The organism is Cupriavidus alkaliphilus (genome assembly GCF_014191175.1).
Classification (GTDB): Bacteria; Pseudomonadota; Gammaproteobacteria; order Burkholderiales; family Burkholderiaceae; genus Cupriavidus; species Cupriavidus alkaliphilus.
Genome location: NZ_JACHWE010000011.1, coordinates 19617 through 33755, shown reverse-complemented (window position 1 = coordinate 33755; position 14139 = coordinate 19617). Strand labels below are relative to the sequence as shown.

Genomic DNA, 14139 nt, shown 5'->3' with positions numbered 1-14139 from the left:
GGGGCGGCTCACCGCCACATGTTGCGCATCCGGCTGGCCAGGTCCACCGGCGCCAGCGCCGGCTTGGCCTTGCCTTCCCCCGGCATCGGTGGCGGCGGCCAGGAGCGGCTGTAGAAATTCGGCATCACCCGGTTCGGCAGGAAGCGCGTGCGCGACGCATACACATGCCGGTCGCCGAAGCCCACCTGCTGGTGGACATAAAACCGCTGCGGCACGATGACATCGAGGTGGTCCCTGGCCCGCGTCATCGCCACATACAGCAGCCGCCGCTCTTCCTCGATCTCTTCCGTGGTGCCCGTGGCCAGGTCGCTCGGCATGCAGCCGTCGACCGCGTTGAGCACGTACACCGCCTTCCACTCCTGCCCCTTGGCCGAATGGATGGTCGACAGGATCAGGTAATCCTCGTCGCGCAAGGGCACGCCGGATTCGTCGCCGGAGGCGCTGGGCGGATCCAGCGTCAGCTCGGTCAGGAAGCGCTCGCGCGCGCCGTAGGTGGCGGCGATGCGCTCCAGCTGCTGCAGGTCGGCCTGGCGCGCGGCGGCGTCGTCGTGCAGCCGCTCCAGATGCGGCGCGTACCACGCCAGCACCTGCTCGAATTCCGACGGCCACGGCGAGGCTGGCGCCATCAGCGCGCGCGCCAGCCCGAGCAGGTCGGCCCAGGCGGGCGCGGCGGCCGGCGGCGGCTCGAAGGCTTCCAGCGAGAACAGCGGCTCGGTGGCCAGCGCCAGCGCATCGAGCACGCGCGCCGCGGTCTTGGGCCCGATGCCGGGCAGCAACTGCAGGGTGCGGAAGCCCGCCATGCGGTCGCGCGGGTTTTCCAGCCAGCGCACCACCGCCAGCACGTCCTTGACGTGGGTCGATTCCAGGAACTTGAGGCCGCCGAACTTCACGAACGGGATATTGCGCCGCGCCAGCTCGATCTCCACCTGCGCGCTATGGTCGGCGGCGCGGAACAGCACCGCCTGCGCCATCAGCGCGAGGCCGGCCTCGCGCCGTGCCAGCACCTGCTCGACCACGTAGCGGGCCTGGTCGGCCTCATCGTTGACCACGATCACGCCCGGTTTCTCGGCCGACTGGCGCTCGGACCACAGGTCCTTGGTATAGCGCTCGGCGGCGAGCCCGATCACCGCGTTGGCGGCCTGCAGGATCGGCTGCGTCGAGCGATAGTTCTGCGACAGCGTGACCTGCTGCGCCGGCGGCGTGAACTGCGCGGGGAAATCGAGGATATTGCGCACGGTGGCACCGCGGAAGGCGTAGATCGACTGCGCGTCGTCGCCGACCACGGTCAGGCCGCGGCCATCGGGCCGCAGCGCCAGCAGGATCGACGCCTGCAGCGCGTTGGTGTCCTGGTATTCGTCGACCAGGATATGGTCGAAGCGCGCGCCCATGTCCTGCGCGATGGCGGGCTCGGCCATCGCCTGCGCCCAGTACAGCAGCAGGTCGTCGTAGTCCAGCACGTGCTGCTTCTGCTTGGCCTCGACATAGCCGGCGAACAGCGTGCGCAGCGCGTCGGCCCACATCGCATAGCGCGGGAATTGCTGCCTGAGCACATCCTCCAGCGGCGCCTGGGTGTTGACCACGCGCGAATAGATGGACAGGCAGGTTTCCTTCTTGGGGAAGCGGCTGGCGGTCTCGGACAGGCCCAGGTCGTGGCGCACCACGTGCATCAGGTCGGCGGCATCGCCGCGGTCGCTGATGGTGAAGGCGGGCGACAGGCCCAGCGTTTCCGCGTATTCGCGCAGCAGCCGGGCGCCGAGGGCGTGGAAGGTGCCGGACCACTGCAGCGCGGCGCGCCCCGCGCCGGTGCTGGTCCCGAGCGCCTGGTCGACGATGCGCTCGACGCGCCGGCCCATCTCGGCGGCGGCGCGGCGCGAGAACGTCAGCAGCAGGATGCGGCGCGGATCGGCGCCGCCCAGCACCAGGTGCGCGACCCGGTGCGCCAGCGTATTGGTCTTGCCCGAGCCGGCGCCGGCGATGATCAGCAGCGGCGCCTCGCTGCCGTGCTCGACCGCGGCGCGCTGCTCCGGGTTGAGCCGGGACAGGTAGGCGGGGAGCGCTTCGGCGTCAGATGCGGTGGGTTCGGCTGCTACGGCTGCGGCGGCGGGGGCAAGGTCCAGGGTCACGGGCGGGGCAGGCGGGAAGGGCTGGGAAGAGACTGGCGCCAACTGTATATCCATACAGCCCGCCCGCGCAACCCGCCGCGCGCAGGATCGCGGCAGGAAAGAAAAAAAGGTGCTCGATGAGCACCTTTTATCGTCTGTTTGCAGCGCCGGACCGGGGCGTTATGCGGCTGACTTGGCCAGCGCGCCGTCGAGCAGCTTGTGCAGCGCGTCCCATTCGGGCTCGCCGACATAGCGTTTCAGGATGCGGCCTTCCTTGTCGATCACGAAGGTGGTCGGGGTCAGGCCCACATTGCCGAAGGCCTTGGCCGCGCTGCCGTCGCTGTCCATCGCCACCTTGAACGGCAGCCCGCGGGTCTGGGCGAAGTTCATCACGTACATGGGCGGGTCGTAGTTCATTGCCACCGCGACGAATTCCAGACCCTTGCCCTTGAACTGTTCATAGGTCTTGACCATGTCCGGCATCTCCTTGATGCAGGTGGCGCAGCTGGTGGCCCAGAAGTTGACCATGTAGACCTTGCCCTTGAGGTCGGCGGTGTTGACCTTTTCGCCGGACAGCAGCGTGAAGGTGGCGGCCGGCGCGGTACCGGACGGCGACAGCGCGCGGTAGCCGAACCAGCCCAGCAGCGCCAGCACCACCACGGCGGCGACGATGGGCCAGGGCTTGCGGGAGGTCTTGGAGGCGGGGGTAGTGGTCATGGGAATCCGGCTGGAGCCGCTTCGTTAGTGCAGGGAGGACCGGGCAGGGCCGGTCAGCAGTGGGACATTCTAATGCGGCAGGCGTTCGCGTGCTGTGCGGTACCGCCTTGCGGCCATGCGCTGGAACCCTTCCGTCACTTGCGCGCGGCGACGGCGGCGCGCGCCTGCGCCAGCGCCTGTTCCAGGTAGGCGCCGTAGAAGTCGGGCTGCATGCCGCGCAGCGGGCTGGCGGCGGCGCGGCCCTGGCGGTCCAGGAACAGCACCGTCGGTGCCACCCTGACCTGGTGCGCGCGCGCCCAGGCGCGCGCGGTGGTCTGGCTGCCGTCGGCATCGCGCAGCGGCGTGTCGGCGGTCATGTCGAGCTCGCGCACGGCGATCTCGCCGGCGGCGGCCTGCGGGCCCAGGTAGTTGCGGCGCACCGCGTCGCAATAGCCGCAGCCCGGCATCGACACCAGCACCACCAGCGGCTCGCCGCGGCGCGCGGCCTCGGCACCGTGAGCGGCGAGGTCAGTGGCCGGCGGCAGGTGAGGCGTGCGGGCGGCGGACACGCCGGCCATGGCGGCCAGCAGCGCGCCCGCGGCCAGCCAATGCCGGCGAGAGCGGGCGGCGGCAATTCGGGCGAGGTGGGAGGCAGGCATGGCGGTTCGCGGGGCGGCACGGGTGGGACAAGCGGCGCGGCAAGCACTGGCGCGCCGCTTCCGGGATAATACCGGTTTCCGCGCGCCGGCGATCGCGCCCGCGCGCGCCGTCCCGAGCCCGTGCTTCCGCCCCGTTTCCCATGCGTCCCGTGCCGCCCCCGCTGAGCCCCGCTGCCGCGCCCCGCTGGTCCCTGACATGCTGTGCCGCGCTGCTCGCGCTGGCCTTGTGCGCCTGTTCGCCGCGCTATGACTGGCGCACCATCCAGTCGGGCGAGGGTGGCTACGCCGCGCTCTATCCCGGCAAGCCCACCAGCGCCGCGCGCGACGTGACCATTGCGGGGCGCAAGCTGCCGATGACGATGGAGGCCGCGCGCATCGACGACACCCTCTTCGCCGTGGGCGTGGTGACCCTGCCCGCCGACGATGAGGCGCTGCGGCGCGAGGCCCTGGCGGCGATGCAGGCCGGCCTGCTGGCCAACCTGGGCACGCTGTCGGGCGAACCGCGCACGCGGCCGGTCACCATCATGAGCGCGGACCGGCCCGGCCGCCCGCTGGCCGGACTGGAGTTGCAGGCCAGCGGCGTGTCGCCGCAGGACCAGTCGCCACGCCGGCTCAGCGCGCGCCTGGTGGCGGTGGGCACGCGCGCCTTCCAGGCGGTGGTGCTGGAATCCGGCGAGGCCGCCCGCGATGCGCGCCAGGCCGAGCAGGTGGAGCAGTTCCTGGGCGGGTTCCACCCGCTCTGAGGCGCCGCGGCGCCTCAGCGAAGTACAGATGCCGGCGGGGCGATGCGCCGCCCCGGCATGGTTGCAGTCAAAGGAGAATCGAAATGCGTTGGGAAGTCTGGTTAGCCTATTTCGCCGCATGCTGGGTGATCGCCGTGTCGCCGGGATCGGGCGCGGTGCTGTCGATGAGCCATGGCCTGTCGTACGGGTTGCGCAGGACCACCACCACCATCTTCGGCCTGCAGGCCGGGCTGGTGATCGTGCTGCTGGTGGCCGGCGGCGGGCTGGGCGCGCTGCTGCTGGCCTCGGAGCAGGCCTTCATGGTGGTCAAGACCATCGGCGCGTTGTACCTGATCTATCTCGGCATCCAGCAATGGCGTGCCCGCGTGGAAGCGGATCCGGCGCAGGGCGGCGGGCCGGTGCGCGTGGCCGTGATGAGCCGGCGCCGGCGCTTTGCCACCGGCTTGCTGACCAATGTGACCAACCCCAAGGGCATCATCTTCATGGTCGCGGTGCTGCCGCAGTTCATCGACCCGAACCGGCCGCTGGCGCCGCAGCTGGCAATCCTGGCGGCCACCATGTGCGGCGTCGACCTGGTGGTGATGCATGGCTATGCGCTGCTGGCTTCGCGCATGCAGGGGCTGTTCCGCAATGCGCGCGCGGTGCTGTGGCAGAACCGGTTTTTCGGCAGCGTGCTGATGGCGGTGGGCGCGGCGCTGTTCTTCGTGCGGCGCCAGCACGCCTGACCCGCGCGGGATCCACCCTGGCGTGTGCCGGCGGGGTTTGCTTCAATGAGTAGGGACACCCCGCCACGGAGACCCCGCATGCCCGCCTCGCTGAACCTCATCGCCGGTGCGCGCCTGCAGCCGCGCCATACCGTGCCCCCGGTGGAAGAGCCCGCGCCGCCGGGCGTTCCCCCCGACCTGCCATTGCCGCCAGAAGAGGACCCGACCCCGCCGCCCGTGGAGCCGCCCGTGGCCAGCGCTCCCGCGCGCTATTGCTTCAGCTCGTAGAAATCGTTCAGGCAGTACGCGTCGGTCAGTTCGACTGGCTTGTCGCCATGGGTGTAGCCGGTGCGGCGGATATGCAGCAGCGGCACGCCTGGCTCGATACCCAGTCGTGCCGCGAGCTCTACGGTGGCCACGACGGCGCCCAGGGTTTCGGTCACGTGCAGCACCGGTTTGCCGATCCGTTCCAGGTAGGCATAGAGCGATTCGCCGATGGCGCTGGCATCGGGCAGCACGGCCAGCGCCAGCGTGGTCACATCGAGCCAGTAGATCTGCCCGTCAGCCTTGCGCAGCCGGGTCAGCCTGACGATCTCATCGCCTTCGGGCAGTGCCAGTTCCGCCGCTTCCCGCGCCGTGGCGCAGCGGCGTTCAAACGCCACCAGCTCGCTGGCGGGTGTCATGCCGCGCCGGCGCGCCAGTTCGCTGAAGTTGTCCAGCCGCGCCGGCTTGGGCTCGGCGCGCTGCGCGATAAAGGTGCCCGCGCCACGGCTGCGCGTGATGGTGCCTTCCTCGGCCAGCACCTGCAGCGCGCGCCTTGCGGTGACGCGCGAAATCCCCAGCGAATCGACCAGCGTGCGCTCCGACGGCAGCGCATCGCCCACCCGCCATTGCCCGGCCTGGATGGCGGCAGTCAGCTTGCGCGCCACTTGCAGGTAGATCGGCGTGGCGTCCGCTTCATCCGGCCGGATGGCCTGCAGCCGTTGATCCATGCGAATCCTCGTAGGTACCAAAGTGTGGTGTTGATGATACCACTTTAGGACATTTCGCGGCCCTGGACAGGGAATGGCGGGGCACGCGTGATGCCTTCGCCATGCGCAGGCTTTCCGTCAATTGGTATTGGATAGGTTGGGCGCATGGCCGCACTCGGACATGGCCTAGCCCGTCCAGGAAATTCCTTAATAACCGGTAAGTTATGCGCTGGATCAAGTTGTTGCTCCCGGCTGCGGGGTGATACTCGCGTCTCGCGTCATATCAATACCACTTAGATACAAGATCAGCGTAGTGGTTTGTACTGGTATTTTTATTGTCGCGAGCCGTTTACCTTTTCCCTGACTCTGGCGCCGTTGCATTCCGCTGCGGCCACGCGACTTCTGGAAGCAGAATGGCTGAGACGAGCGAAACCCTGTTGCTGCGCGCTCCGCTGAGCGGAGTGCTGCTGCCCCTTGCGGCGGTGCCGGACCCGGTCTTTGCCGACGGCATGTTCGGCGATGGTTTGGGCATCGATCCGCTGAGCGATACCGTGGTGGCGCCTTGCGACGGCATCGTCGTGCACCTGGCCGCGACCGGCCATGCGCTGACCCTGCAGGCGCCGTGCGGGGCGCAGGTGCTGGTGCATGTCGGCGTCGACACCGTGTTGCTGCGTGGCGAGGGCTTTGCGCCTTGCGTGGCGCAGGGCGACGCGGTGCGCCAGGGCGACGCGCTGATCCGCTTCGACCTCGACCGTGTCGCGCGGCAGGCGCGCAGCCTGGTCACGGTGATGGCGCTTGCCAACGGCAATGCCTTCACCGTCGCCGGGCGTACCGATGCGCTGCGGGCCGAGGCAGGCCGCACCGTGGTGCTGAAGGTGCGGGCGGTGGCTGGGGCAGCTTCGGCAGCTTCCGCGGGCGCGGCGGCACCGGCATGCCAGGCCGATGGCACCGGCCCGGCCGCACTGCGGCGCACGGTCACGCTGGCCTGTGCCGGCGGCCTCCATGCCCGGCCCGCCGCGCGCGCGCGCGCCGCCATGCAGGGCCTGGATGCCACCGTGGCGCTGCACTACGGCGGACGCCACGCCAGCCTGGCGAGCCTGGTGGCACTGCTGGCCCTGGCCGCAGGCGAAGGGGCCACGGTCGAACTGGTCGCCAGCGGGCGCGATGCCAGCGCCGCCTTGGAGGCCGTGGCGCGGGAGCTGCAGCGCACCGCGGCCGGCGAAGAGCAAGCCGCGCCTGCCGCCGGCGCGGCGCCGGCATCAGTTGGGACGTCCGCATTGACTGGTACGTCCGGCGAGCTGCCGCCGGGCTGCATCGGCGGCGTGGCCGCGGCCCCGGGCATCGCCATCGGCGTGCTGCATTGGTGGCGCGAGGCCACGCCGGAGCCGCACGAGGCCGGCCAGGGCATGGAGGCCGAACGCGCCGCCCTGCGGGCCGCGCTGGCAGCGGTCGACGCGCGGCTGGCGCATGACAGCGAAGCCGCCAGCGCGCGCGGGGCGCGCGCCGAGGCCGGCATCTTCGCCATGCACCGCGCGCTGCTGGAAGACCCGGCGCTGCTGGGCGCGGCCGACACCCTGATCGACGCCGGCAAGAGCGCGGGCTTTGCATGGCGCGAGGCCACCGGCGCCGAAGCCGCGGTGCTGTCAGCCATGGCCGACCGTCGCGCGGCCGAACGTGCCGCCGACCTGCTGGACCTGGGCAAGCGCGTGCTGCGTGCGCTGGCAGGCAATGCTGCCGCCGACGTCTCCGTCGATATGCCCACCGTTATGCCCACCGATGCCGACGGCCAGCCCGTGGTGCTCGCCGCCGACGAATTCACGCCTTCCGACCTCACCGGGCTCGACTGCGACCGCGTCGCCGCGCTGGCGATGGTGCGCGGCGGCCCGACCTCGCATGCCGCCATCATTGCGCGCCAGCTGGGCATCCCGTGCCTGGTGGCGCTGGGCAGTGCGCTGGAGCGCCTGCCGGACGGCACGCCGGTCATCGTCGACGGCGACAACGCGCGCCTGCATGCCAGCCCGGACGCGCACCTGCTGGCAGCCGTCGCCAGCGCCGTCAGGCTGCGCACGCAGCGGCGCCAGGCTGACCTGCACGCCGCGCACGCGGCGGCCACTACGCGCGATGGCGTGCGCATAGAAGTGGCCGCCAATATCGGCAGCGTCGACGACGCGCGCAATGCGGTGGCGCACGGCGCCGATGCGGTGGGCCTGCTGCGCACCGAGCTGCTGTTCCTGCATGGCGACGCCGCGCCCGCCGCCGCCGACCACACCGCTGCCTGCCAGGCCATCGCCGAGGCCCTGGGCGGCCGCAGCGCGATCGTGCGCACGCTCGATATCGGCGGCGACAAGGACGCCGCCTGGCTGCGCCTGCCCGCCGAGGACAACCCCGCGCTGGGCCTGCGCGGCGTGCGCCTGGCGCAGGTCCGCCCGCAACTGCTGGACGAGCAGCTGCGCGGCCTGCTGGCGGTGCGCGCCAGGGCGCCGCTGCGCATCCTGCTGCCCATGGTCAGCGAGGTCGGCGAGCTGCTGCACTGGCGCGCCCGCATTCGCGCGCTGGCGGCCGCTGCGGGCCACGATGCGGATGCCGATGCGCAGATCGAGGTCGGCGTGATGATCGAAGTGCCTGCCGCCGCGCTGCTTGCCGATCAACTGGCCGAGCACGCCGATTTCTTCTCGATCGGCACCAACGACCTGACCCAGTACACGCTCGCCATGGACCGCTGCCAGCCGGAACTGGCGGCGCGCATGGACGCGCTGCATCCCGCGGTGCTGCGCATGATCGCCGCCACCACCGAGGGCGCGGCGCGCCATGGGCGCTGGGTGGGCGTGTGCGGCGCGCTGGCGGGCGATCCGCTGGCCGTGCCGGTGCTGCTCGGGCTGGGCGTGACCGAGTTGTCGGTCGACGCCGGGCTGGTGCCGGGCATCAAGGCGCGGGTTCGCACGCTTTCGCTCGCGGACTGCCGGCAGCGTGCGGCCGGACTGCTGCAGCTGCCTTCCGCCGCGGCGGTGCGCGACGCGTGCCGCCACTACTGGCCGGCGTGAGCCCCGTTCCACGCTAACCACACCAGCGCCATGCGCGCACAGCTTCGAGGAGGGACGCCAATGAAGATCGACCTGTTGCCCAGCGTGCAGCGCCTGGGCGCCACGCTGATGCTGCCGATTGCCGTACTGCCGGTGGCCGGCCTGCTGCTGCGCCTGGGCCAGCCCGACATGTTCGGCATCGAGGTGATGGCCCAGGCCGGCAATGCGGTCTTTTCCAACCTGGCCTTGCTGTTCGCCATCGGCGTGGCGGTGGGCTTTGCGCGTGACCACAACGGCGCCGCGGCGCTGGCCGGCGCGCTCGGCTACCTGGTGCTGACCACGGTGATGAAGACCGTCGACAACTCGCTCGACATGGGCGTGCTCGCCGGCATCATCGCCGGCGCGATCGCAGGCGGCCTCTACAACCGCTACCGCGGCGTTGCGCTGCCGCCCTATCTTGCGTTCTTTGCCGGCAAGCGCTTCGTGCCCATCGTCACCGCGCTGGCCTGCCTGCTGCTGGGCATCGTGCTGGCCTATGTCTGGGCGCCGGTGCAGGCCGGCATCAACGTGGCCGGCGCCTGGCTGACCACCGCGGGCCCGGCCGGCGCGTTCGTGTTCGGGCTGCTGAACCGGCTGCTGCTGGTGACGGGGCTGCACCACCTGATCAATACGCTGGCCTGGTTCGTGTTCGGCAACTATGCCGATCCGGCCACCGGCGCGGCGGTGGCGGGCGACCTGCACCGCTATTTTGCCGGCGATCCCGGCGCGGGCCTGTTCATGACCGGCTTCTTCCCGGTGATGATGTTCGGGCTGCCCGCGGCCTGCCTGGCGATGTACCACGAGACTCCGCCGGCGCGGCGCGCGCTGGTGGGCGGCATGCTGTTCTCGATGGCGCTGACCTCGTTCCTGACCGGCATCACCGAGCCGATCGAGTTCAGCTTCATGTTCCTGGCGCCGGTGCTGTACGCACTGCATGCGCTGATGACCGGCCTGTCGATGGCGCTGTGCCATGTGCTCGAGATCCGGCTGGGCTTCACCTTCTCGGCGGGCGCGATCGACTACGTGCTTGGCTATGGCCTGTCCAGCCGCGGCTGGCTGGCGCTTGCGCTGGGGCTGGCCTATGCGCTGGTCTACTACGGCCTGTTCCGCTTCTTTATCCGCCGCTTCAACCTGCCCACGCCGGGCCGCGACAGCGTGGTGCCCGCGGCGCCCGCCGGCAACGCGGTGCAGCCGGCCGCCGGCAGCGTGGCGCAGCGCTATGTCGAGGCACTGGGCGGTGCCGGCAACCTGGTCGCGATCGATGCGTGCACCACGCGGCTGCGGCTGAACGTGGCCGACGTCGGCGCGGTGTCCGAGCCGCAGCTCAAGGCGCTGGGCGTGCGCGGCGTGCTCCGGCGCCCGCCCAACGTGGTGCAGGTGGTGATCGGCCCGCAGGCCGAGCAGGTCGCCGGCGACATCCGCGCGGTACTGCAACAGGCCGCGCCGGGCACGCTTGCCGAGGTTGCCACGGAGGCGCCAGCGCCCGGGCCTGATTCAGCGCCTGGGTTGGCGCCAGATTCAGCGCCAGATTCAGCGCCAGATTCAGCGACCGCGGCGGGCGGCTTCGATACCGACTGGTGGATCGACGCGCTGGGCGGCGCCGCCAATATCGCCTCGGTCAGCGTGGTGGCGCTGACGCGGCTGCGCGTGGCGGTGCGCGAGCGCGCGCAAGTGCGCGCCGAGCGCCTGGCCGGCAGCCCGCTGCTATGGATCGGCGAAGACACGGCGCATATCGCCTTCGGCCATGCGGCAGACGCACACGCGGCCGCCCTGCAGCGCGCCCTGCAAGCCAGGCCTGACTGACCCCCGCCGCCGCAGCCGTGTGGCTGCGGTCGACCCCGCCATCGGCCGGAACGCGACCACGGCAGCGACGACTGCCATGCCGGTGGATACCGCTTGCCTATCCAGGAGCCATTGATCGTGAAACGCATTGCATTGACGACGCTGCTCGCGGCGTCGGCCGGAAGCGCCTGCGCCCAGGCCGCCGGCACCGGCATCACCCTGTACGGCCGCGCCGTGGCTGGCCTCGACTATGTCAACGGCATCGCCCGGCCAGACGGCGGCGACGCCGATACCTTCCGCTTCGGCAGCAACCAGTACGGCGTCAGCTTCTGGGGCCTGCGTGGCGCCGAGGACCTCGGCGGCGGCCTGCGCGGGGTGTTCAACCTGGAGGGCATGATCACCTCCGGCACCGGGCGCTCGGAGCCGCTGTTCGGACGCCGCGCGCAAGTGGGCCTGGCCAGCGACAATTGGGGCGCGCTGCTGCTGGGCAGGGCCATGAGCCTGACCGACGACGAGAGCGGTGCGATCGACCCGATGGGCCTGCAGGCCAGTTCGGTGGCCACGCTGGTCTATGGCCGCAACTGGGGATCGCGTCCCAATGCCGTGACCTACAACTCGCCCGCGTGGGGCGGGCTGAGCGTGCGCGCGCAGGCGGGCAGCGACGGCGTGGCCGGCAGCTTCAATCGCGGCAGGCAGCTCAGCGCAGCCGTCAAGTACGCACAGGGCAACCTGAACCTGACCGGCATCTATGAAGAGCTGCGCGACGCCCAGGGCCGCATGGACAACCTGTACGCCAGCTCGCGCCAGTACACGCTGGGCGGCAGCTACGCGCTGAACCACCTGCGGCTGTTCGCCGGCTACAACCTGACCGTGTCCTCGGGCGGCACCGTGGCCACGCCGGAGAACCCTTATGCCGCCACGCGCAGCCAGATGGCATGGGTGGGCGCCAATTATCGCGTGCTGCCGGCACTGACGCTGCTGTCCGGCGTCTACTACGCCACCCTGAATCAAAGCGGCGGGCATGGCACGCTTGTCACACTGGGAGCAAAGTATGACTTGTCGAAGCGCACCTCGCTGTATGGCACCGTCGCCTCGGTGTTCAACTCGCGCAACGCCACGTTCTCGGTGCAGGCCTCGCCCGACACCATGCCGCGCGCGGGGGCGAACCAGCAGGGTGCCTATGCCGGCATCATCCACCTGTTCTGACGGTGGCCAGGTGCGGCAGCCGATGATTTGGAGAGCATTGCCATGAAAGGAAACATCCTGACGCCGGCCGGCTGGATCTTCGGCGAGATCCATGCCGGCCCGGACGGACGCATCGCGCGCATCGAGGGCGTGCCTGTCGCGCCCGCGGGCAACGATGCCCCGTACGTGCTGCCGGGGTTTGTCGACCTGCTCAACCACGGCGGCGGCGGCAAGGATTTCATGGACGGCGAGGCCGCGGTGCCGGAGATCCTGCGCACCCATGTGCGCTTCGGCACCACCAGCCTGCTCGGCGCCACCATGACCGCCCCGCACGATGCGCTGCTGTGCGCGCTGCGCGCGCTCGAGCGCGCCTGTGCCGGGCGCCCGGCCGGCGCGGCGCGGCTGCTGGGCGTGCACCTGGAAGGGCCTTACATCAACCCTGGCAAGCTCGGCGCGCAGCCGGACACCACTGCCGTCGCCACGCCGGAACAACTGGCGCAGTACCTGGACGCCGCGCCACTCAAGGTGGTGACGCTGGCGCCCGAACTGCCGGGGCACCTGGACATCATCCGCCAGCTGGCCGCGCGCGGCGTGCGCGTGCAGCTGGGCCATACGCTGGGCACCTATGAAGACGCGGTGGCCGCGCTGGATGCCGGCGCCAGCGGCTTCACCCACTTGTTCAACGCGATGACGCCGCTGCGCCACCGCGCGCCCGGCATGGTGGCGGCGGCACTGGCGCATGCCGAGTTTGCCGAGCTGATCCCCGACCTGCTGCACGTGCACCCGGGCGCCATCCGCGCCGCGCTGCGCGCGATCCCGCGGCTGTACGCGGTGACTGATGCCACCGCCGCCGCTGGCATGCCCGACGGCATGTACCACCTGGGCAGCCAGAGCGTCTGCAAGGCCAATGGCAGCGTGCGCCTGGCCGACGGCACGCTGGCCGGCAGCGTGCTGACCATGGACCAGGCGCTGCGCAACTTCGTGTCGATCGGGCTGGACCTGGCCGACGCGTCGCGGCGCGTGTCGCTGTACCCGGCCCAGTACCTGGCCATGGCCGATCGCGGCATGCTGGCCGAGGGCTGCTGGGCGGACGTGGTCGTGCTGGACCGCGCGCTGTCGGTGCGCACCGTTTACGTCGAAGGAGAGTGCTGTGTCGCAAATGCTTGAAGAAGCCCTGAGTGCGCCCGCGGTGGTGGCCGCGCAGCTGGCCGAGGCGCCGCGCGTGGCGGCGCTGGCCACGCAACTGGCCGCGCAGGACTGGCCCGCGGCGCTGACCGTGGCACGCGGCAGCTCGGACCACGCCGCCAGTTATTTCGCCGCGCTGGTCACGCGCCGGCTGGGCGTGCCGGTGGCCTCGCTGCCGATGTCGACGGTGACGCTGCACGACAGCGCGTTGCGCGTGGCCGGCCAGCTGGCGGTGGCATTCTCGCAGTCGGGCCGCAGCCCGGACCTGGTCGAGACCATGCAGGCACTGCGCCACGGCGGCGCCGCCACCGTGGCGCTGGTCAATGCGCCGGCTTCACCGCTGGCGCAGGCGTGCGCGCATGCCTTGCCGTTGCTCGCCGGCACTGAGCAGAGCGTGGCGGCGACCAAGAGCTATATCGCCATGCTGTCGATGTCGGCGCTGCTGGTCGGGCATCTCGAAGCCGCGCGCGGCGGTGGGCGCGCGTTGCTCGATGCCTGCGCCGGCTTGCCGGCCGCGCTGGCCGCGGCGGCCGCGCAGGACTGGTCCGCGCTGGTGCCGGCGCTGCGCGGCGCGCAGCGCATGATCGTGCTGGGACGCGGCGCGGGCCTGGCGATCGCGCAGGAGGCGGCGCTCAAGCTCAAGGAAACCTCTGGCATCCAGGCCGAGGCCTTCTCAGGCGCCGAGGTCCGGCACGGTCCGATGGAGATCATCGGCGACGGCTATCCGCTGCTGGTGTTCGCGCCGCGCGGGCCGGAGCAGGCCGGGCTGCTGGCGCTGGCGGCCGAGATGCGCGCACGGGGTGCGCGCGTGCTGCTGGCTGCGCCTGCTGGCACGAATAATGCGAAGTTTCCGGTGGAACTTCCGGGGGAGCTCCCGGTGGAGTTGCCGCTGACGCCGGCCGGCCATGCGCTGCTCGATCCGATCTGTGCCATCCAGAGCTTCTATATCGCCGCGCAGGCGCTCGCCGTGGCGCGCGGGCGCAATCCCGACCGGCCGCAATACCTGCGCAAGGTGACCGAGACCCGCTGATTCGGCCCAGATTTCAATCCCGG

12 protein-coding genes are annotated in these 14139 nt (G+C 71.0%); 8 read left to right on the top strand and 4 right to left on the bottom strand.

Annotated elements, in window-relative coordinates:
* Window positions 1-8 precede the first annotated feature (8 nt).
* The 3 genes from FHX60_RS25835 to FHX60_RS25825 form a co-directional block, all read right to left on the bottom strand.
* Window positions 9-2177 carry an ATP-dependent helicase gene (locus tag FHX60_RS25835; RefSeq protein WP_221210146.1) on the bottom strand — a complete coding sequence of 723 codons (2169 nt, stop codon included), beginning with the start codon at window positions 2175-2177 and terminating at the stop codon, window positions 9-11.
* Between the two features lie 105 nt (window positions 2178-2282).
* The gene (locus FHX60_RS25830) at window positions 2283-2819 is read right to left on the bottom strand and encodes a TlpA disulfide reductase family protein (RefSeq protein WP_092307422.1); all 537 of its coding nucleotides are present in this window, start codon (window positions 2817-2819) and stop codon (window positions 2283-2285) included.
* 134 nt (window positions 2820-2953) lie between these two features.
* The gene (locus tag FHX60_RS25825) at window positions 2954-3457 is read right to left on the bottom strand and encodes a thioredoxin fold domain-containing protein (RefSeq protein WP_183285042.1); all 504 of its coding nucleotides are present in this window, start codon (window positions 3455-3457) and stop codon (window positions 2954-2956) included.
* A 140-nt stretch (window positions 3458-3597) separates the two neighbouring features.
* Here FHX60_RS25825 and FHX60_RS25820 point away from each other — a divergent pair, with 140 nt between their 5' ends.
* The 3 genes from FHX60_RS25820 to FHX60_RS25810 all read left to right on the top strand — a co-directional run bounded on the left by FHX60_RS25820 (window position 3598) and on the right by FHX60_RS25810 (window position 5192).
* Entirely contained in the window at window positions 3598-4200 is a 603-nt protein-coding gene (locus tag FHX60_RS25820) for a hypothetical protein (protein ID WP_092307425.1), read from the top strand.
* Between the two features lie 83 nt (window positions 4201-4283).
* Window positions 4284-4925: a LysE family transporter gene (locus FHX60_RS25815; protein WP_183285041.1), complete on the top strand. Its 642-nt coding sequence runs from the start codon at window positions 4284-4286 to the stop codon at window positions 4923-4925.
* A gap of 78 nt (window positions 4926-5003) precedes the next feature.
* Entirely contained in the window at window positions 5004-5192 is a 189-nt protein-coding gene (locus FHX60_RS25810; protein WP_112773867.1) for a hypothetical protein, read from the top strand.
* On the opposite strand, the gene FHX60_RS25805 is transcribed toward FHX60_RS25810, so the two are convergent.
* A complete protein-coding gene (locus tag FHX60_RS25805) occupies window positions 5174-5896 on the bottom strand; it encodes a GntR family transcriptional regulator (RefSeq protein ID WP_112773866.1) in 723 nt (240 codons plus the stop codon). The two genes, FHX60_RS25810 and FHX60_RS25805, sit on opposite strands and share 19 nt — an antisense overlap.
* 392 nt (window positions 5897-6288) lie before the next feature.
* On the opposite strand from FHX60_RS25805, the gene ptsP reads away from it, so the two are divergent.
* The 5 genes from ptsP (at window position 6289) to FHX60_RS25780 (ending at window position 14116) form a co-directional block, all read left to right on the top strand.
* The gene (gene ptsP, locus FHX60_RS25800; RefSeq protein ID WP_183285040.1) at window positions 6289-8916 is read left to right on the top strand and encodes a phosphoenolpyruvate--protein phosphotransferase; all 2628 of its coding nucleotides are present in this window, start codon (window positions 6289-6291) and stop codon (window positions 8914-8916) included.
* Window positions 8917-8976: 60 nt separating this feature from the next.
* Window positions 8977-10737 (top strand): N-acetylglucosamine-specific PTS transporter subunit IIBC, encoded by a 1761-nt coding sequence (gene nagE, locus FHX60_RS25795; protein WP_183285039.1) that lies wholly within the window; start codon window positions 8977-8979, stop codon window positions 10735-10737.
* Between the two features lie 117 nt (window positions 10738-10854).
* On the top strand, window positions 10855-11922 hold the full coding sequence (locus FHX60_RS25790; RefSeq protein ID WP_183285038.1) for a porin: 1068 nt from the start codon (window positions 10855-10857) through the stop codon (window positions 11920-11922).
* A gap of 42 nt (window positions 11923-11964) precedes the next feature.
* Window positions 11965-13068: an N-acetylglucosamine-6-phosphate deacetylase gene (gene nagA, locus FHX60_RS25785; protein ID WP_183285037.1), complete on the top strand. Its 1104-nt coding sequence runs from the start codon at window positions 11965-11967 to the stop codon at window positions 13066-13068.
* Window positions 13061-14116 (top strand): SIS domain-containing protein, encoded by a 1056-nt coding sequence (locus FHX60_RS25780; protein ID WP_112773861.1) that lies wholly within the window; start codon window positions 13061-13063, stop codon window positions 14114-14116. Before nagA ends, FHX60_RS25780 begins: the two co-directional genes overlap by 8 nt.
* Window positions 14117-14139 lie beyond the last annotated feature (23 nt).

Bases quoted from the DNA above. Each gene is read 5' to 3' on its own strand.
- FHX60_RS25830 (WP_092307422.1), bottom strand. From the start codon at position 2,819: ATGACCACTACCCCCGCCTCCAAGACCTCCCGCAAGCCCTGGCCCATC.
- nagA (WP_183285037.1), top strand. From the start codon at position 11,965: ATGAAAGGAAACATCCTGACGCCGGCCGGCTGGATCTTCGGCGAGATC.
- FHX60_RS25820 (WP_092307425.1), top strand. From the start codon at position 3,598: ATGCGTCCCGTGCCGCCCCCGCTGAGCCCCGCTGCCGCGCCCCGCTGG.
- nagE (WP_183285039.1), top strand. From the start codon at position 8,977: ATGAAGATCGACCTGTTGCCCAGCGTGCAGCGCCTGGGCGCCACGCTG.
- ptsP (WP_183285040.1), top strand. From the start codon at position 6,289: ATGGCTGAGACGAGCGAAACCCTGTTGCTGCGCGCTCCGCTGAGCGGA.
- FHX60_RS25835 (WP_221210146.1), bottom strand. From the start codon at position 2,177: ATGGATATACAGTTGGCGCCAGTCTCTTCCCAGCCCTTCCCGCCTGCC.
- FHX60_RS25815 (WP_183285041.1), top strand. From the start codon at position 4,284: ATGCGTTGGGAAGTCTGGTTAGCCTATTTCGCCGCATGCTGGGTGATC.
- FHX60_RS25805 (WP_112773866.1), bottom strand. From the start codon at position 5,896: ATGGATCAACGGCTGCAGGCCATCCGGCCGGATGAAGCGGACGCCACG.
- FHX60_RS25810 (WP_112773867.1), top strand. From the start codon at position 5,004: ATGCCCGCCTCGCTGAACCTCATCGCCGGTGCGCGCCTGCAGCCGCGC.
- FHX60_RS25825 (WP_183285042.1), bottom strand. From the start codon at position 3,457: ATGCCTGCCTCCCACCTCGCCCGAATTGCCGCCGCCCGCTCTCGCCGG.
- FHX60_RS25780 (WP_112773861.1), top strand. From the start codon at position 13,061: ATGCTTGAAGAAGCCCTGAGTGCGCCCGCGGTGGTGGCCGCGCAGCTG.